This window comes from Paenibacillus sp. VTT E-133280 (assembly GCF_002264385.1).
GTDB classification, from domain to species: domain Bacteria; phylum Bacillota; class Bacilli; order Paenibacillales; family Paenibacillaceae; genus Paenibacillus_AQ; species Paenibacillus_AQ nitricinens.
Map to the genome: position 1 here is coordinate 24736 of NZ_NFUX01000024.1, position 18764 is coordinate 43499.

The 18764-nt window shown below is 43.7% G+C and carries 15 protein-coding genes and 1 riboswitch; of the genes, 1 reads left to right on the forward strand and 14 read right to left on the reverse strand.

Going from position 1 to position 18764, the window contains the following annotated elements; genetic code table 11:
- Positions 1–3: 3 nt before the first annotated feature.
- The 10 genes from CA600_RS12755 to metA all read right to left on the reverse strand — a co-directional run bounded on the left by CA600_RS12755 (position 4) and on the right by metA (position 10999).
- Positions 4–1080 (reverse strand): HAMP domain-containing sensor histidine kinase, encoded by a 1077-nt coding sequence (locus CA600_RS12755; RefSeq protein ID WP_094870521.1) that lies wholly within the window; start codon positions 1078–1080, stop codon positions 4–6.
- The gene (gene liaF / locus CA600_RS12760) at positions 1081–2163 is read right to left on the reverse strand and encodes a cell wall-active antibiotics response protein LiaF (RefSeq protein ID WP_094870522.1); all 1083 of its coding nucleotides are present in this window, start codon (positions 2161–2163) and stop codon (positions 1081–1083) included.
- A 238-nt stretch (positions 2164–2401) separates the two neighbouring features.
- Positions 2402–2545 (reverse strand): hypothetical protein, encoded by a 144-nt coding sequence (locus CA600_RS31225; protein ID WP_156113077.1) that lies wholly within the window; start codon positions 2543–2545, stop codon positions 2402–2404.
- Positions 2546–2721: 176 nt separating this feature from the next.
- The gene (locus CA600_RS12765; RefSeq protein WP_256989829.1) at positions 2722–3567 is read right to left on the reverse strand and encodes a 3D domain-containing protein; all 846 of its coding nucleotides are present in this window, start codon (positions 3565–3567) and stop codon (positions 2722–2724) included.
- Positions 3568–3703: 136 nt separating this feature from the next.
- Positions 3704–5641: a threonine--tRNA ligase gene (gene thrS / locus CA600_RS12770; protein WP_094870560.1), complete on the reverse strand. Its 1938-nt coding sequence runs from the start codon at positions 5639–5641 to the stop codon at positions 3704–3706.
- A gap of 498 nt (positions 5642–6139) precedes the next feature.
- Positions 6140–6310 (reverse strand): toxin-antitoxin system HicB family antitoxin, encoded by a 171-nt coding sequence (locus CA600_RS12775; protein ID WP_042125648.1) that lies wholly within the window; start codon positions 6308–6310, stop codon positions 6140–6142.
- Between the two features lie 11 nt (positions 6311–6321).
- Positions 6322–7164, reverse strand: a complete 843-nt coding sequence (locus CA600_RS12780) for an SPFH domain-containing protein (RefSeq protein WP_094870523.1) — start codon at positions 7162–7164, stop codon at positions 6322–6324.
- 301 nt (positions 7165–7465) lie between these two features.
- Positions 7466–8602 carry a cyclic dehypoxanthinyl futalosine synthase gene (gene mqnC, locus CA600_RS12785; protein ID WP_094870524.1) on the reverse strand — a complete coding sequence of 379 codons (1137 nt, stop codon included), beginning with the start codon at positions 8600–8602 and terminating at the stop codon, positions 7466–7468.
- A 267-nt stretch (positions 8603–8869) separates the two neighbouring features.
- Entirely contained in the window at positions 8870–10042 is a 1173-nt protein-coding gene (locus CA600_RS12790; protein WP_094870525.1) for an aminotransferase class I/II-fold pyridoxal phosphate-dependent enzyme, read from the reverse strand.
- 36 nt (positions 10043–10078) lie between these two features.
- Positions 10079–10999 carry a homoserine O-acetyltransferase MetA gene (gene metA / locus CA600_RS12795; RefSeq protein ID WP_042186211.1) on the reverse strand — a complete coding sequence of 307 codons (921 nt, stop codon included), beginning with the start codon at positions 10997–10999 and terminating at the stop codon, positions 10079–10081.
- A gap of 114 nt (positions 11000–11113) precedes the next feature.
- A riboswitch (SAM riboswitch) is annotated at positions 11114–11244 on the reverse strand.
- Positions 11245–11643: 399 nt separating this feature from the next.
- Here metA and corA point away from each other — a divergent pair.
- Complete coding sequence (gene corA, locus CA600_RS12800; protein WP_042125638.1) at positions 11644–12579, forward strand: magnesium/cobalt transporter CorA; 936 nt, start codon at positions 11644–11646, stop codon at positions 12577–12579.
- 82 nt (positions 12580–12661) lie between these two features.
- On the opposite strand, the gene CA600_RS12805 is transcribed toward corA, so the two are convergent.
- From CA600_RS12805 to CA600_RS12820, 4 genes are all read right to left on the reverse strand, one after another.
- Positions 12662–13678, reverse strand: coding sequence for an HRDC domain-containing protein (locus tag CA600_RS12805; protein WP_094870526.1), 1017 nt, complete (start codon positions 13676–13678; stop codon positions 12662–12664).
- 210 nt (positions 13679–13888) lie between these two features.
- Positions 13889–14770, reverse strand: a complete 882-nt coding sequence (locus CA600_RS12810; protein WP_256989830.1) for an ROK family protein — start codon at positions 14768–14770, stop codon at positions 13889–13891.
- Positions 14771–15035: 265 nt separating this feature from the next.
- Entirely contained in the window at positions 15036–17744 is a 2709-nt protein-coding gene (locus tag CA600_RS12815) for a hypothetical protein (protein ID WP_094870528.1), read from the reverse strand.
- A 35-nt stretch (positions 17745–17779) separates the two neighbouring features.
- Complete coding sequence (locus tag CA600_RS12820; RefSeq protein ID WP_094870529.1) at positions 17780–18631, reverse strand: copper amine oxidase N-terminal domain-containing protein; 852 nt, start codon at positions 18629–18631, stop codon at positions 17780–17782.
- Positions 18632–18764 lie beyond the last annotated feature (133 nt).

The following is an 18764-nucleotide window of genomic DNA, read 5'->3' on the forward strand; positions in this document are numbered from 1 at the left end:
GCTCTATTCCTCCTCGTCCTCTGTATCTGTTCCTAATGCTCTTGTTCTCTCTGACTCAGCATTCCCTTGTACAAACTTAGGGATATGTACGCGTATGGTCGTTCCCGCACCCTTACGGCTAATGATCTCCACTTGTCCACCCAGTTTCTCCGCACGTTCGCGCATGGTGGTAAGACCGTAGGAACCCTGTTTTTGCTGTATATGTTCAAAGCCTTGACCGTCGTCACTAATACTCAGAACAACCTGTCTAGCCCCTTCACGCAGCGATAGACTCACCAGTCTAGCCTCAGCATGCTTCACAATATTCGCCATTGCCTCCTGAATAATCAGGAACAGCTGATGTTCAATGGCTTCAGACAATTCTCCTTGCAGTTCAAGCTCCTTCATTCCTTTTAAGCCGTTCTGGCGGCAATAATCAGGGAACCATTTTTCCAGTGCTTCGAAAAGATTCCTGCCTTCCAGCTCCACCGGTCGCAACTGTGCAATGAGCGCTCTCATCTGCTTTTGTGCCATCTGTGACATGGCAATTAACTGATCCATTACTAATTGACCTTGAGCTTCATTGACCTTCAGCACTTTAGGCAGCGAAGAAGCCGACATATGGATGGCAAAAAGCTGTTGGCTCACCGTATCGTGCAAATCCCGGGCCATACGCCTTCTTTCCTCCAACACCGCACTCTCCGCTGCCTGTTCCTTCTCAATAACCTCTTGTTCACCCAAACGCTGAAGAAGCTGCATCTTGTTCTCAACCGTATCCATCATGACATTAAATTCATGGTATACTCTCGCAAAAGACTGATCATCACTCTCTGGCATACGTACGGACAGATTCCCTTTTGCCACCTGCAGCATATTTAGATCCAGATGATCAATCCGCCGCTGAATGCGCTGACCTGCCATATAGCCGATTACAACAGTGAACAACACGATTCCAAGACATAAATATAGCCACATGCGATAATCCATTACTTCGATATACCCAAGGCAAGTGCCTGCATACATCAACCCGGCGCTAACGGCTCCAGTGAGCAAAAAGTAAAACAACAACAACCATTTGGTATTACTGAAGATTGTTCCCATCTAACCCACCGTTTTAACTTTAATGTCACCTATAAAAGCACTTACGTTAATGCGGACTTTTTTGCCCGCTTCTTTATAATAAGGTGTTTTGCATTGCACACTGCTCATAAATCCACTACGTGATTGATCCAGTACTTCCATATCACCGATAAAAGAACTGCTGTTCACTGAGATCCCAAGATCCATATCATTCGGAATGTATACCTTGATATCGCCGATAAAAGCGGAAATATTAATTTTCGTCTCGCCATAAGCAATTTGTGCGTTCGTCAGATCCAAGACAGTATCACCTATAAACTGCGAGACATTCGTGTTCTTCAGTTGGAAATGCTCGCGCCCCATGTGGACATCCCCGATAAAAGCAGAGCGATTGGTCGACTCCTTGCTACCCTTTACCTCATGGAACTCCTCATGCCATTCCCCATGTCTTCTAGCGTGACGCTCATGACGTTCCTGACGTCTGCGCTCATGGCGCTCCTGTTTCTCCTGCCAACGTGATTCTGCGGTGGATTTATAAGCTCCCGTTTCGTCCTCGTCGTCTTCTTCATCTTTTTGAAGATTGATATTCCAGTCTCGCTGACCAGAAGGTTTGCCGAATTTCTGCTCGAATTGTTCATCTAATGTGGAATCCAGCGGCTTTGGCGGTTCTACATCCAGTGAGCTTTTTCCTGGAGGAAAGTAATCAGGTGGTGATGGTGGAGCAGGCGGCACCGGTGGTACAGAACCTGAACCTCGTGGTTTGAAAATTACATAAAGACCGCCGCCAATCAACATGATTGGAATAAACATTTTGAAAAAATCCCCGGCTGAGATATCGAACCAGTCCAAATTTCGTCCGAGGAAGAACACTCCGATCGCCAGAAAGAATAAACCGCCGATAGGTGAAGATCCACCTTTTTGATGTTCGTCGCCCGTACCCAGAAGTTGCTTCATCCCCATGAGGATCAAAATAACAGGCCAATAATTTGAGATCAAATAACCTAAGCTAAAATCGGTGTAACCCAATTGTCTAAGTAGAAACATGGCTCCAATCCCTATCAGGATCAAGCCGCCAAAAATCTGACTTGTGAACCTTCTTTTCATATTCCATTTCCCCTTTAAATTAGTGGAACGCTCTCTTCTTCAATCTTATAGCCTTAGTCTACAGGAAGGAAGCACTCATAAACAGCGGCGAGAGAAGGAACTTCCACTCAGTCTCTAGACGGAGACGATTGGGATATTATTCTATTTAGTACTATAAATATGAAAAAAGACCGTCCCTCAGTTATAAACTGATCTGGGACAGTCTCTTTATTCAACAGTCTTCTGCTTCAGAAGCGCATTATTGTTGCGGTTTCTGAGCTGGTTTAGAAGTATTTCCACTTTGCTTAGTAGCGCCGTCATTTTCAACAGCAAACTCAGCATTGTATTTTTCATTCGGTGTTTTGTAATTTTCTTGAACTTTAGATTTTTTATTATTAGCCACGGAATTCACCTCCCTTATCCCTTATGCAGCATAGATAATGCTTACTAAGAGAACATCTCGGATGAGGCTAATGCTCTGCCCCAGTCCGTATTATGGCAAGGTGATGTCACTATTATGCATGACCAAGTGAAATTAAGTTCAATCCACCAAATTCATTGAAGTTTAACCGCTATATCTTAAATGGATTCTTCCAGCAGGGATTGCGGTACAGCATTATAGGTCTCAATCGCCTGAGTAAGCTTCTTCAGCATCACTTCTGTACATGTACCGTTTCCTCGCTTAATGAGCTGAACTACAACTGATTTTTTGCCCCATTCCTTATATACTTGCTTCGTAGTAGCAAAATACAAATCAATCTTCCGCCCTTTAATGGCAGATCCTGTATCAGCAACGATGCCGTATCCATAACCTGGTATATAAAGTATACTCCCTAACGGGATTACCTTAGGGTCAGCAGCAATGGTCGAGACTGTATTCTTATCTCTACGTACTTTCACACCTGAATAGGTGATTCCGTATTCGGGATGTTTAGACGTTTTACCCGTAGATTCATAACCCGCAGTATAACCCGTCGCCATCACCTTCATTGAAGTGATGATCTGATCAGGAGCTGGTGCAGCTACAGGAACAGAATTCGGCGATTTTGAAGAGCCTTTGCCCCCACTCCCTTTGGTAATCGGAGCTTTAGTGCTCTGTGGTGACTTTGTAGCTTCTGGTTTATTTTTTGTTGTCGCAGGAACGATTGGTATACTGGAATGCGGCTCATTTGAGAACAAGGTAGCACGGCCAGTGGTGAGAATAGCTTGCTGTTCTTTGGTTTTCATAGAAACAACATTTGCCTGAGTATGCTGCAACTCGCTCGTTGGTAATTTGCTAATATCTGTGTGCTGTAACGTGTCTTCTGTCCCATTGGCCACAACCGCTTGATGCTTGGATTCAGGAATAATACCCGCAGCAGTCAGCAGTAGGACTATTGTGACGAAAAGACACCAAAACCTCTGAAATATACCCATTTTGTTCATGTGATAAACCTCCCCCTTATTAGCGAAGGTTTCCCGATTCACAAAATTTTATACATGAGGATCCATTTCCAGATCCTCATGGGCATATGACAGAGGTCATTATTAACGTGCTTTTAGTGTGAATGATTTCAAGTCATTAGGAGATTACACGGTCTGCAATTTCCTGAGACAGCAGCTCAATGACTTCTTGAAGCGGCTTAGCTCCAATATCGCCTTCCCCACGTTTGCGGATGGAAACTGTCTGAGCATTCATTTCATTCTCGCCGACTACGAACATGTATGGCAGCTTCTCGAGCTGTGCTTCACGGATCTTATAACCCAGCTTCTCATTGCGCAGATCTGGCTCAGCAGAGATCCCACGACGGCGCAGCTTGTCCGTAACTTCCTTAGCATAATCGTCGAAGGCAGTGGATACTGGAATAACTTTAACTTGCTGTGGAGACAACCAAAGCGGCAGTGATCCCGCAAAGTTCTCTAACAAGAAAGCAACAAAGCGCTCCATAGTCCCTAAAATACCACGGTGCAGAACGACTGGACGGTGTTTCTGACCATCGTCGCCGATATATTCAAGTTCAAAGCGTTCAGGCAGCAAGAAGTCGATCTGTACAGTGGAGAGCGTTTCTTCTTTGCCTAATACAGTCTTAATCTGAACATCCAGCTTTGGACCGTAGAAGGCAGCTTCGCCTTCTGCTTCGTAGAATGGAAGACCAGCTTCTTCTACAACTTCACGCAGCATTCGCTGTGCAGTTTCCCACATTTCGTCATTCGCGTAATATTTCTCAGTATCCTTAGGATCACGATACGACAACCGGAAACGGTAGTCATTAATACCAAAGTCACTGTAAACCTGTTTAATCAACTCGATTACACGAATAAACTCGCCTTTAATTTGGTCCAGACGGCAGAAAATATGGGAGTCATTAAGAGTCATCGAACGTACACGGTGTAAGCCAGTCAATGCGCCTGACATTTCATAACGGTGCTGGATACCAAGCTCAGCAATACGGATCGGCAGATCGCGGTAGCTGTGCATCGAGCTCTTATAAATCATCATGTGATGCGGGCAGTTCATTGGACGAAGAACAAACTCTTCATTATCAATAGTCATTTTAGGGAACATGTCCTCTTGATAGTGCTCCCAGTGTCCAGAAGTTTTATATAGTTCAACATTACCGAGAACCGGAGTATATACATGCTGGTATCCTAGACTTGCTTCCAAATCCACAATGTAACGTTCCAGAATACTGCGCAGTTTAGCACCCTTAGGCAGCCAGATCGGCAAGCCTTGACCTACCAATTGATTAAATGTAAAGATTTCAAGCTCTTTACCCAGCTTACGGTGGTCGCGTTTCTTCGCTTCTTCAAGCAGACGAAGATGCTCATCGAGCTGTGCTTTTTTGATCCAAGCTGTCCCGTATACGCGCTGAAGCATTTTATTCTTGCTATCGCCGCGCCAGTAAGCACCAGCTACATTCATCAATTTAAAGACTTTGATCTTAGAAGTTGACGGTAAGTGTGGTCCACGGCACAAGTCGAAGAATTCGCCTTGTTCATAGATCGAAATTACACTATCTTCAGGCAATGCTTCGATTAGTTCAAGTTTGTAAGGATCACCTAGCTCACCGAATATTTGGAGCGCTTCCTTACGGCTAACTTCCTTACGTACAATTGGAAGGTTCTCAGAGATAATGCGATCCATTTCTTTTTCAATCTTTAGCAGATCCTCAGGATTAAGCGGATGTTCCAAATCCATATCGTAGTAGAAGCCATCTTCGATAACTGGACCTACACCAAGCTTAACTTCCTTTGTTCCATACAAACGTCTTACAGCTTGTGCCATCAAGTGGGCCGTACTGTGACGCATAACTTCCAAGCCTTCAGGTGAATCCAAAGTTACGATTTCTATCAAAGCGCCTTCCTCAAGCAGAGTGGACAGATCCACGACAATACCATTCAATTTCCCTGCCACCGCATTCTTGCGAAGTCCACTACTAATAGAAGCCGCTACATCATCAATATTACTACCTTCTGCGTATTCCCGAACAGAGCCGTCCGGAAGTTTAATACTTACCATTTTAATTTCCTCCTTCATTTCCTTAAGCCAAACAACAATTTTAAATTTTTCGAAACGGAAATATCCACGCATACAAAAAACGCCCGTCCCGCAAAGGGACGAGCGATTGCACCCGTGGTTCCACCCAAATTCGATTCTCTCAATCCGCTCTTAAAGCAGAATCGAGTCAGAATCCTTCGTAAGCATGGAATAACGACCATGAACCGGCGGTTCTTACTATCCCATTTCAGGGAATTCATAACCGCAGCTACAAAGGGGTAAATCGATAGTAGGATACCGGAGGAAATTACAGCCCATGTTCCCTCTCTCTGATACGGTCCAGAACAATCCATTCATATCTTTGTCAAAGCTGTTAACGTGAATTATGGAGTAATTATAAATCTGTCCTCTCTGACAGTCAAGTCTGTAGAGGGGGCAAAATTTTGTAAACCGCAGAAACAGTCACCTACACAGACAGTTCTATATCCGGGCAACTGCGCTAGAACTGTCCTTAACAGGCTACTCTTCTCGGCGTTTCCTTTCAGGTAAGCGGCCTGCACGTTTCAAAGACTCACGCAGCAAGTATTCGATATGTCCGTTTACACTGCGAAATTCCTCTCCCGCCCAACGTTCCAACGCCTCATGCAGATCCGGATCGATCCGCAATGGAAAGCTTTTCTTGGCCGCCATGATGCACCGCCTTAATACAACGAGCCGGCGTTAATGACCGGACTCGCTCCGCGCTCCGACACGATCGCCACCATCAGATTATTGATCATGGCCGCTTTACGTTCTTCGTCAAGCTCCACTACACCACTCTCTTTAAGCTGTTTAATTGCCATATCGACCATGCCAACTGCACCTTCAACAATAATTTGACGAGCAGATAGAATGGCAGAAGCTTGCTGCCGCTGCAACATGGTGCTGGCGATTTCTGTTGAATAAGCCAAATGTGTAAGCCGGGCTTCAATGACTTCTACGCCAGATAAGGACAAGCGCTCTTGAAGCTCAGTCGCTAACTCTTTAGCAATTTCATCTGCATTGGCACGCAGGGACATCCCAGATTCATTGAAGTTATCATAAGGGTATTTACTGGCTACATGACGCAGCGCCGTTTCACTCTGAATCTCTACGAAAGCCATGTATTTATCTACATCAAAGAGGGCTTTAGCGGAGTTAATCACCTTGAAGACGATTACTGCAGCAATTTCAATCGGATTACCTTCGACATCATTGACCTTAAGCTTCACACTGTTAAAGTTACGAACGCGTAGGGAAACCGTCTTACGAACGCTGAACGGAATGACTGCAAACAATCCACTCGTTGCGATAGTCCCAATATATTTACCAAAAAAGGTAACTACAACTGACTTATTAGGTTGTACAACCGTAATACTTGTACTTAACACTACCGCTACAACGAATAGAATGACCGATACTGCGACATACTCCTGAACAGCACCGTAAATTCCACCCCCCAAACAAACTGCAATCAATGCAATAACCCAAAATCCGCTGATAGGACGAAGCGTTTTCTCCTTCATAAAAAGCACCCCCATAAGATATTCTTTTGATATGATTATGATATCACTTTTGGATAATAATGTGTATACAGAAATGTAATAATATAATGAATTTATGTTCACAGATCCCTAACCTTCATTTTCAAGGCGTACCCAACACCAAGCTTCGATTGCGCAGAAGACATAACTAGGGAAGATTCAGCCATCTTCTGCAATGAGGCTGGCTAACGATCTAAATCTTAACCTTACAAAAAAAAACGCTTGCTGCTCAATCATCCACTAAACGGATTAACGAGCAACAAGCGTTAAATTGATTTATATATTAGTTCTGCATGATGAAATCATTAGCAATTTTCGCATTCGGGTCATCGAACACGCGCAGAATATCGTAGCGTGTATTCCGCTGTGCCGGGATTTTGCCTGCTTCGCGGATCAATTGAGTAATCGACTCGATGTTGACCTTGTAGGTCGCACCCGCAGAAGATACTACGTTTTCTTCAATCATTGTACTGCCGAAATCGTTGCAGCCATATTGAAGGGAAAGCTTGCCGACCTCTGGTCCCATTGTTACCCAAGAGGATTGGAAGTTCTTAATGTTGTCCAGAACAAGGCGACTAATGGCTACCGTCTTCAGGTATTCCTCAGGCGTTTGTCTATCCAGCTTCAGGTTGGTATTGTCCGGTTGGAATGTCCAAGAGATAAAGGCCAAGAAACCCTCTGAATCGTATTTGTTGGCAATACACTCGTCCTGAGCCTCACGCACACGAAGTAAGTGCAGTGCCCGTTCTTCCATACTCTCACCAAGTCCAATGACCATCGTAGCTGTCGTATTCATACCGATCTTATGCGCTGTCTGCATTACGTCCATCCACTCGCGCCATGAGCCTTTAAGTCGGCTGATCTTGCGGCGTGTACGATCATCGAGAATTTCCGCTCCCCCACCTGGTAATGAATCCAGGCCAGCAGCATGGATTTCACGCACAACTTCTTCGAGCGATAATCCAGATACTTCTTTCATCTTCATAATCTCAGCAGGAGAGAAGGAATGCATTGTAATCTCAGGAAAACGTTGCTTAATTCCGCGAAGTATATCGGTATAATAGCTGAAAGGAAGATTTGGGTTCGTACCGCCTTGCATCAGTATTTCTGTACCATTTACAGCGATAGTCTCAGCAATTTTTTGGTAAATCGTCTCATCCGGCAGTACATATCCCTCATCAGAGCCCGGTCTGCGATAAAATGCGCAGAAACGACAGTAGACATCACATACATTCGTATAGTTAATATTACGACCAATTACAAACGTGGCCATCGGGTCTGGATGCCAGCGTTCCATTATGGTGTTTGCAGCTGCACCCATTTTCTCAATTTCGTTGCTCTCGAACAGTCGGATGGTATCTTCCAATTGAAGACGTTCACCCCGTAGGGCTTTGTCCAAAATAAGATCTATCGCACTCATCGTTCGCATCCTCCTTCTAAACCCTTAGGGGTATGATAGAATCACAAAATTACAGGAAGAAAAAACGTTGTCTCTTTTTCAAGATGACAACCCTTTCTCATACAATTGAACAGTTCATTTCCTCATCGTATCACAATCTGAACAGCTTGAAAAATGCTTTTACATTCTTCGCAAATTCCCATCCAGAAGAAAAGCAGCATCGCACTTAGCGATACTGCTAGTTATCCTCTATTTTTCCACTAACGCTTGAGTGAACATCTCTTGCTGTTACTCGGGGTCAATTTCTGTCTTAGCAGCTTCCAGGGCGTGGCCAAGATCAGCAATCAAATCCTCTGCATGTTCAATACCGACGGAGAAACGCAGCAATCGGTCATCTACCCCCACAGCATTTCGAATCTCCACTGGAATATCAGCATGCGTTTGTACAGCCGGATAAGTCATAAGTGACTCTACGCCGCCAAGGCTCTCTGCGAATGCAATCAGACGAATATGACGAAGAAGCGGCTCCACGTATCTGGCATCTTTTAATTTGAAAGAAAAAATACCGGTATTGCCTGAAGATTGGCGATTCTGGATTTCATGTCCTGGATGATCCGGCAATCCTGGATGGAACACTTCCGCAACCGCTGGATGCTCTAATAAGTATCGAGCAATCGCTAGTGCATTGCTCTCATGACGCTCCATACGCAGCGCCAATGTCTTCAAGCCTCTCATCAACTGATAACTGTCCGTTGGTCCAAGTACAGCTCCAATAGAGTTATGTAGAATAGCTATTTCAGCTGATAATTCTACACCCTTGGATACAATTAGGCCTGCCAGTACATCATTATGACCACCCAAATACTTAGTAGCGCTATGAACTACAATATCCGCACCTAATTCTATAGGCCGTTGGAAGAATGGAGTCAGCAGGGTATTATCTACAATGCTAAGTAACCCATGGTGACGTGCCCAAGTGCATACAGCTTCAATATCCGTGATCATCATAAGTGGATTCGTTGGCGTTTCAATAAATACAGCTTTCGTATTTGGACGACGTGAAGCTTCCAGTGCATCCAAATCATTCGTGTCTACATAAGAAGCAGTGATTCCAAACTTGGACATAATCCGTTCCAACAAACGATAGGTACCGCCGTAAAGATCCAGCGAAACGATCAAATGGTCGCCTTGAGCGAACAAGGTAAGCACCGTTTGTATCGCTGCCATCCCTGAGCTACAAGCAAATCCTGCATCTCCAGATTCCAGTTCCGCAGCTGCATTCTCAAGTACTGAACGGGTCGGACTCTTGGTGCGGCTATAATCAAACCCTGTGCTCTGACCGAGTTTTGGATGACGAAATGCCGTTGCATTATAAATTGGAAAATTAATTGCTCCAGTGGCTGGATCTTCTTGAGAACCTATTTGAGCCAGTCTACTTTCAATCCTAAGTTTGTCATCCATGATTAATGCCTCCTAATTTATATTGTAGCGTTATTATTAATAAACAATCGGGTCGATATCATAAGGCGTTTCTTGATATACATAGTAATTGAGCCAGTTAGAGAATAATAAATTGGCATGCGCACGCCATACTGCTGGAGGTGTACGTTCTGGATCATCTTTAGGGAAGTAATGTTTCGGCAAAGCCATCTCCATCCCTCTAGACACATCACGGTCATATTCCCATTTCAAGGATAGAGGATCATATTCGGAATGTCCGGTCACAAATATTTGTTTTCCGTCGTTTGTAGCCACTAGATACATACCAGCTTCTTCGGATTCCGCCAGAATCTGCAGATCTGGATTATTCTCAATATCTTCACGGGAGACATCGGTATGACGAGAGTGTGGTACATGGAACACCTCGTCAAAGCCGCGCAACAGTTTAATGTTATTTTGATTAATCGTATGAGGGAAGACGCCAAAACATTTCTCAGGCAATGCCACTTTACGAACACCAAAATGATGATATAAGCCTGCCTGTGCCGCCCAACAAATATGCATAGTTGAAGTCACATTGTCCTTGCTCCATTCAAAAATCTCTTTCAGCTCTTCCCAATACGATACTTCCTCGAACTCCATTTGTTCTACAGGAGCACCTGTTACGATTAAACCATCCAAACGGCGGTGGCTGATCTCGTCAAAGGTTTTGTAAAAGCTCTTCAAATGTTCCGCAGAAGTATTCTTGGAAATATGGGAACGCGGATGCAATAAAGTAACATCAACTTGTAGTGGCGAATTTCCAATTAAACGCAGCAATTGAGTCTCTGTCGTCTCTTTAGTCGGCATGAGGTTCAGAATAGCAATCCGTAGTGGACGGATATCCTGATGGAAAGCCTGACTTTCGTCCATCACAAAAATATTTTCTCCGGATAGTACTTCTTTCGCCGGTAAACTGTCGGGAATTTTAATTGGCATTGTCTTTCCACTCCTTAGCTGAATTTAGTTGTTTTGCCGCACTGCGGCTTGCTGAACAATAAAAAGACCTTCCTCGGAAATCGAGAAAGGTCATATCTACAGTCATATGCGCCTCTCTCATCTGCCAGAATATTCCTGAAGACGATTAGACGTCTGCAGAAATTCCGCAAGAATTAGCACCGTGCGTTTACACGCCGGTTGCCGGGTTTCATAGGGCTAGTCCCTCCACCTGCTCTTGATAAGATTTAGCTGTATTCAATTAAATTACTTTAAAATTCACTTTAAATCATGAACCTCCTTTTCGTCAAGTCCATACAATGCTGAAGAAGCCTCAAAATCACAATAAATTTGCTTGAAAGAGGCATACTCCGTTGTTATACTAGACAAGTATTTCATACCTGAACGAAAAGAAGAGGTGAGAAGAAGAATGGAAGGCGACCCGAGCTCGCAAATATGTGTACAGAATGAGCAACCACACAGGATAATCATCAGCTTGCCGGCGGCGGGAGCAGTTCTTCTTCATGCCCTCGAAACGTCATTTGGCCCTATGTATTGATTGTAACGCCCGGCCAAGCTGATTTTTTTCTCTGTGCTTAATTTAGCAGTCCCTAGTGAAGACCTGGGGATAGGAGGAGTGAAATCAGATGAAAATCCGGCTGGTGAATGCAGGGGTTTTTACACCTATTGATGAAATTGATGAAACACTAACACCCCCAACGGAAGGGTTCTATTGGATTGACGCCGATGTTGAGGATTTGGAGCTGCTTCAGCCCTTATTCAACCTACATGATCTTGCTGTTGAGGATTGCCTTAGCGAAGAGGATCAGCGTCCGAAGATCGAAATATACGAAAGTCACTACTTTATAGTTGTAAATAGCATCCGCTTTGACGATGAAGAAATTTTCCTACGGGCGCTCAATGTATTCCTTGGAAGACATTACATCATCACTGTCACGAAGCAAAAGATCAATGAACTACGAATCCTGAAGCCTATGCTCTGGGAGCAAGAAGTAAGTGAACCGGATATGTTCCTTTACTTACTAATTGACCTTGTCGTGGATAACTATTTCTCCGTCGGCGACCGAATTGAAGCTCGGATTGAGAAGCTGGAAGAAGATATTCTCATGCATACCAAAAAGTCACATCTCAGTGAAATTATCGGTCTGCGAAGTGAAATTCTATGGTTGAAGAAAATGCTGGGGCCACAAAAAGAAGTAATCAATACCCTAAATAAAAAAGACCTCCGTCTGATTGATGATCAGCTGCAGAAATATTTTAGCGACATTTATGAAAATGCGGTTAAAATATCTGAAACCTTTGAGACATATCGCGATCTCATGGGCAACTTACGAGAGGCATACCAATCCAGTATCGCCAACCGTGCGAATGAAATTATGAGAGTGTTTACTGCGATCACAACAATATTCATGCCCCTGACCGTAATTACCGGAATCTACGGTATGAACTTTGATCATATGCCTGAGCTTCATACAAAATATGGCTATTATGGCGTTATAGGTGTTATGTTGACGTTAGGCTGTGGGATGCTGTATGTTTTCCGCAAGAAGGAATGGCTATGAAACGAACCGGACGAATAAGCAAGACGAAGGCCCTGTAACCGAAAGGTATAAGGAAGCCTTCGTCTTTTTGGTATGCGCGAATTTAAAAACTGGTCGCCATGCCCACTTTATGCGTTTGCTCCCGGCGGAAACGGATGCGGATCAATCGCAGACGCTCATAATAAATATCCAATCCTTCAGCAGCGGAAAAATCGTCACCATACACCTTATGTAACACCGGTTTTAGGAAAAGGTCTCCAAGCTCCTCATAGGCATTCCATATCGCATCCTGCTCATGCTGCGGCATATTGCCAAGCTCTACATGGATCAGCTTCTCGACGGAATAACCCTCTCTTTCTAGCTCCTCTACCGCTTCAATCAGTTCACGCCGGTTCACTCCACTGTTCACCTTAAGCTGTTCCAAGCCCAATCCATTCTCGATCCCCTGTAACATAATCCTCCGCAAGCGAAGTCGTTCTAGCTGCTTCTTATATTTGACCTCTTTCTGTTTATAAAGCCAAGATACGAAAGACTCCTCTTCAATTACTTCATATACCCAATTTAGAGGGAAGGAATGTTCCCTTGCCACCGCAGTAGTTATAGCCAGCCAATCGGCCCCAAACTGTGCTACCTTGCCTTCTCCTACACCCGGAATTTGCATCAGTTCCTCTGGCGTATGCGGTAGAAATGTACTTAACAAGCGCAATAGACGATTGCTGGCGAGAATATAGGGTGCCTTCCGTTCACTCGAAGCCTTACCACGGCGCCAAGCACATAACTCTTCATAAATGGCTTCATTCCCATAATGTTCACTGTAATATTGAAGCTTCAGCTGCTCCTGATTACGTCCGCTAAGACTATCCTCCTCGTGGAATATCCCATCGATTAAGGGTCGATAGCCATCTCCCATCTTCACCGCTAGCTCATGCCTGTACACACAGAGCATTTCATTCCAAGATCCACCTTCATACCATAAATTCTCAATGTAATTCTCCCCTCCTGAAAAATCACGCCAGCCCAGACTCCAGATCCCCTCTTCCTCTCCAATCCACAGCTGGGCGTACACCTCTTGATCCACTTCAGATATTCTGGATAAACGGTTCATAAATACAATTTGCATATTCATCCCTACCTTTCTCAACTTACAGCAAGCACAATAACCTTCCGGGAAGAGCTTCCTTCGGAGCGAACAAATCCTTTCGCAATCAGACCCCGAACGCAAAAAAGCACCACTCTCACGATAAACGCGAAAGAGGTGCTCCCTCATTAAATGCTATACTGTTAGATCCTACAATACCATATATTACCGAACAGTCAATGTCTTTTTATACTAGCTTCTAGCTAGAGCTAATGTAGCCAATCCAATCGCTCCAGCAAGCCCTGCATTGTCTCCAAGACCTGGTGAGACAACATAATTATCGATGTCGACATTAAGCGATGGATGTTGAACATATCCGCTCAATAACTCTTGCAGCTTAGTACGAATTAACGGGAATAGGTGGCTTTGCTTCATAACACCACCGCCCATTACGATTTTTTGAGGAGACAGAATCAGCACATAGTTCATGAGTGCATGGGCAAGATAGTGAGCTTCCATCTCCCATGCCGGATGGTCCACTGGTAGCTCTCCAGCCGGTTGTCCCCAGCGTTTGCCGATCCCAGGACCTGCGGCTAATCCTTCAAGACAATCGCCATGATAAGGGCAGTAACCCTCAAACGTATCCTCTGGATGTCTACGAACTAGAATATGTCCCATCTCAGGATGTGACAATCCATGAACCATCTGGCCGCCAACAACCGCTCCTGCTCCAATCCCTGTCCCAACCGTTATGTAAAGACAGCTGTCCAGACCTTTAGCCGCTCCCCATTTACTCTCCGCAAGCGCTGCACCATTCACATCCGTGTCAAAGCCGATCGGAACGTTAAATTGTTCAGCCATTGTGCCTACCAGATTATATTGTCCCCAGTGGGGTTTTGGTGTCGTTGTTATGTAACCATAAGTAGGGCTGTCCAGTACGGGATCAATCGGTCCAAAAGATCCGATTCCGAATGCTTCTACATTTTTCTCTTTAAAATAGTCTATTACTAGTCCCATCGTTTCTTCCGGTGTTGTTGTCGGAAAGCTAACTCGGTCAACAATGGTACCGTCCTCATAACCAATCCCACATACAAACTTTGTTCCGCCTGCTTCAATCGCTCCCAATAGCTTCACAGCAATTATCTCCCTTTCTCTAGTTAGAAATTGATACGCTACCCATACACAAATGAATAATATCATTAAAAAAAGCAATCACCAGCCCTAATTATACGTCGAATGAAGCGCTATCACAACAAGTATAAACACCTTTTGCGTCCTTATAAGGACGCAAAAGGTGTTTAAGAGAGAAAGCTAAGGATAATGTATAGTGTAAAACTTATACGTTCTTATCTTTTAACAAAGCACCCTCCATGCATCTTTGCATGGAGGGTGCTGTCATTTAGTTATTCAAGTCGTCGAACATGGAGCCTTTTACCGTAACCTCAATCTGATCCAGCGGCTTAATGCCGACCAGCTTGCCTAAAGATTTGTAAGCATTGCTACTCTTAGACAGCTCCACATCCGCCAGCCAAGCCTTGACATAATACTTGCCGTCTGGCATTTCAGCTGTAGTATAGACAGGAAGTTTGTCTTTGTTGATCGTAATGGTCACCGTAGACTTCTCTGTGATCTTGTACATATGCTGATTCAAGCCCACATATTCACGGTATTTGAAATTGCTGAAGCTTCCCAGTGTACTAGATTGTGAATAACCCTCTAGTATATTCTTCCAGAATTCATGGGTGCCTTCATCCTCTTCTCTATTCTGGGAATATGGAATTTCTTCCACCTCTTTAGTAAAGCTATTCTCAACCGTAAGTAATTTCGCGTTATTAACGCCCGTGTTATCCTCGACAGATAAAGCTGCTGGCTTTCTTGCAAAGTTATTGCCGCTTTTGCTCAGGGGTTCATTCCGGAGATTAACCGCAACCTTATCGTTATTGATATACATAAGATCCGTTTCATAGCGGAAAGAATTCGTAAGGTCCTCAACAAGCTCCTTATGGTCCTTCGTGTCTTTATCTGTGTCCTTAAACGTAACCGTCTCCAGTGTAAAGGAATAGGTTCCAACAGGGTTAAAATAATATCCCGACTTAATCGGATAATCATATCCTTGCAGCTGTTTATCGGTTGCAAACACGGCATTATCGTAATCAGATTTGTTATTCAGCATTTTTTTAGCGGTATCTCTGGCTTTCTTATAAGCTTTAGCCATGCTATTCTCAACCTTCCAGCCAATGTCTGCACTGGCCTGCTGTGTAAAGATCCGCTCGAATTTCCCCCTTACCTTCGTCCATTCCTTCAGGTCCTTATTCTCATCTTCATGAGCCATCCAGCGGATTACATTATAAGGGGAAGGCTCACTTGTCCAGAGGAGCTCTCTGATTAAAGAATCTGCCTTATTCTTGTCTATTGAATTCTTGTATAGCTTCGGTGCGATTTGTTCGAGACCGTTATAAATATAAGTACGAATGGTTTTGACATCTTGCCCAGGTGTAAATGGAGCCGAAGTGGTTCCACTCTCCGTATACGTTTGACAAGATTCAACATCTTGGCCTTCTGCGTTCTTACTGGTGCTGCAAACCTGATAATCACGCGTATAATTTCTGCTCACGGTACCCTGGAAACTGATATTGCCCGACCTTTGATTAGGAGAGTACGGAGCCGGATTACTATACCATTTGCCGTTAACCGGATCATCGCCAAAATCAGGGCGCTGCAAACTAGCTATAATGTCGGGTTGTCTAATGATTGTACTGGCAGCCTCGTCAACCACCGGATTATTCTTCACTTGGAAATAGCGATAGATAGCATCCGAATTATTGGTTACTTCCAAAGCACCGGTAGCATTTCCACTCCAAGTGAAATCAGCATATGGCGGCTGTAAAACGGCCTTAATTGCTGCGCCATCTGCTAACCCGAATTTCACTTTTCTCGATAACACATTGTAATCCAGATCAAAGGAGCCTTTGGTTGTTGGCATCGCGTTGACCTTCTTAATCCATCCGTAAAGCTCATTATTTCCGTACATGACTTCCTTAGGTGACTTCTGCCTATTCAGATTAAACTGGATGTATATATCTTCCTCAGGCATTGTAAATGTCGCGTAAAGAATCTTGTCCGCCGTATTAGCCGCAAGCGTAATTTCACCTGCTAATGTTGACGCATGACCGTGGTATCTTACAGGGATTTCCTTTCCGTTACTCGTGATCTTCCATGCGTAATCTGTCGTTTTCTCGATAGCGAAGCTAGATCTCAGTCTGATCCCGACGGTTACCTCTTGTCCCGCTACTGCGCCGGTCGGCATGGTTTCGAAATGAGGGGATAGGTCATTTGCCTGCAAAATAAACGGAGCGATAGGAATACCTAAGTAAGTAATATTTCCATCCGATCCTTGAATGTAAATCCTGCCTGATCCCCACGAAAGATATGTAGGGGGCTGTAGGACGTGAACATAATCTATCCATTGTCCACCTTTAGACGGGGTTGCATCCCTTGTATACACAGGTTTGTCTTTGAAATTGCTGTTTTGATTGTTGTACATAAATTTCTCATACAATTTCCCTGCATAATTCTCATTTAATCCCGTAATAATAGATTGTTCAAAAGTGCCTTTGGATTTCAGTAGATATTCGTTGTTCGTATTGGTATATCTATCAAAATCATTTCTTTGAATTCCTAGTAAAGCAGCTTTTAACCATGGTTCCTTAATCATGTTAAAATTCTGAATTTGGGTACCACTCCACCCGGCATACCAAGGGGCTCCTTCTGTAGATACGGAATCCCCAGTAACTGTATATCCAGAATAGGCATACATATTGTTTTTATAGGTCAACACCGGTCCATGGCTTTGTCCATAAACCATATCAAAATTAAATGTTTTTGAATCCATGTTTTTTTGCAACAAGTCTGTTCTTAACGCACCGAATCCCGATTGGATAGGATAATAATTAGCCTCACCATATAAATTTTCCATATCCTCATTGATATGTTTAATAACTTCTGCTGTTGTTGTTGGAATATTATCACCCGCCTCTGCTGAGACAACAGAAGTAACAAGCGTTTGAATGATTATAATGATAAAGCTAAACCATAATGATTTTTTCATTTAGTCACCTATTCCATAAATGATCTGATTATCGTTTACTTTTTTTGCAATCCAATTCCAATCTCGCCCATAGCCTGAGAATTAACAAAAATTTTAAACTCCTTTGCCTCAAACCACTTAAGCGGCAATGCATCACTTCTTTGCTTTTTGGTTCGGACATAATTCATGATGGAATCAACAACATTGCCCTCAATTTTTTGGCGAAGAATGGCTTCTGCTTCATTCATAGCTTGAACTGGATCTGTGCCTACCTTTGTAAAACTAATGCTAAATTGCATAATGATTTGGTCGGGTTCTGGGTCCACTGTCTCATAAACTACCATTTTCGATGCTGATACATAAGCTGGATCACTATTCGGTCCCATTTCTGTATACGGAATCTTAAATCCATGGACAGTCGCCTCTTTAGGCTCTGTTGAAGGCTTGCTGCTGCTTGGAGGAGGCTCATTACCCGGAGTAGTGATGTAAACCGTCTTCACGGCATCATCCCATTTCACGTTTACGCCGAGTCCTTCATATACAAATCTCAGCGGGACAAACGTTCTTGATTGTTTAAATAGTGCAGCCGTATCCATTTGTTTCGTTTTTCCATTTAGCTCATAACTTTTTTTCCCGATATAGACACCCATTGTTTTGCCTTCAAGCGAGATTGTGGCTTTTTTAGCCTTACTGTCCCATAAGACCTTAGCTCCAAGTGCTTCACTTATAAAGCGAACCGGAAGCTGGACTCTTTGCTGAGCATCGATAAAAGGCTGTGCATCTGGAAAAATAACTTTTTCTCCATTTACTACTACCCTCAATGGAAGACTTGCTGCGAGACTAATAAAACTCGAAGAAAACAGGGTTACCATTAGCAAGACTACCAGCGAACTCATTAATTTTTTCATTTAACTGCTCCTCTCCATTTAGTTACCTTTAACTTTAGGAATCCAATTCAAATCTCACCCATAGCCTGAGAGTTAACAACATTGTTACAGTCCTTTGCCTCAAACCATTTAAGCGGCAATGCTCTCATCGCTT

Bases quoted from the DNA above. Each gene is read 5' to 3' on its own strand.
- CA600_RS12780 (WP_094870523.1), bottom strand. From the start codon at position 7,164: ATGAAGGAGAAAACGCTTCGTCCTATCAGCGGATTTTGGGTTATTGCA.
- CA600_RS12790 (WP_094870525.1), bottom strand. From the start codon at position 10,042: ATGGATGACAAACTTAGGATTGAAAGTAGACTGGCTCAAATAGGTTCT.
- liaF (WP_094870522.1), bottom strand. From the start codon at position 2,163: ATGAAAAGAAGGTTCACAAGTCAGATTTTTGGCGGCTTGATCCTGATA.
- CA600_RS12775 (WP_042125648.1), bottom strand. From the start codon at position 6,310: ATGGCGGCCAAGAAAAGCTTTCCATTGCGGATCGATCCGGATCTGCAT.
- thrS (WP_094870560.1), bottom strand. From the start codon at position 5,641: ATGGTAAGTATTAAACTTCCGGACGGCTCTGTTCGGGAATACGCAGAA.
- CA600_RS12765 (WP_256989829.1), bottom strand. From the start codon at position 3,567: ATGAACAAAATGGGTATATTTCAGAGGTTTTGGTGTCTTTTCGTCACA.
- mqnC (WP_094870524.1), bottom strand. From the start codon at position 8,602: ATGAGTGCGATAGATCTTATTTTGGACAAAGCCCTACGGGGTGAACGT.
- corA (WP_042125638.1), top strand. From the start codon at position 11,644: ATGAAAATCCGGCTGGTGAATGCAGGGGTTTTTACACCTATTGATGAA.
- metA (WP_042186211.1), bottom strand. From the start codon at position 10,999: ATGCCAATTAAAATTCCCGACAGTTTACCGGCGAAAGAAGTACTATCC.
- CA600_RS12805 (WP_094870526.1), bottom strand. From the start codon at position 13,678: ATGCAAATTGTATTTATGAACCGTTTATCCAGAATATCTGAAGTGGAT.
- CA600_RS12820 (WP_094870529.1), bottom strand. From the start codon at position 18,631: ATGAAAAAATTAATGAGTTCGCTGGTAGTCTTGCTAATGGTAACCCTG.
- CA600_RS12815 (WP_094870528.1), bottom strand. From the start codon at position 17,744: ATGAAAAAATCATTATGGTTTAGCTTTATCATTATAATCATTCAAACG.
- CA600_RS12755 (WP_094870521.1), bottom strand. From the start codon at position 1,080: ATGGGAACAATCTTCAGTAATACCAAATGGTTGTTGTTGTTTTACTTT.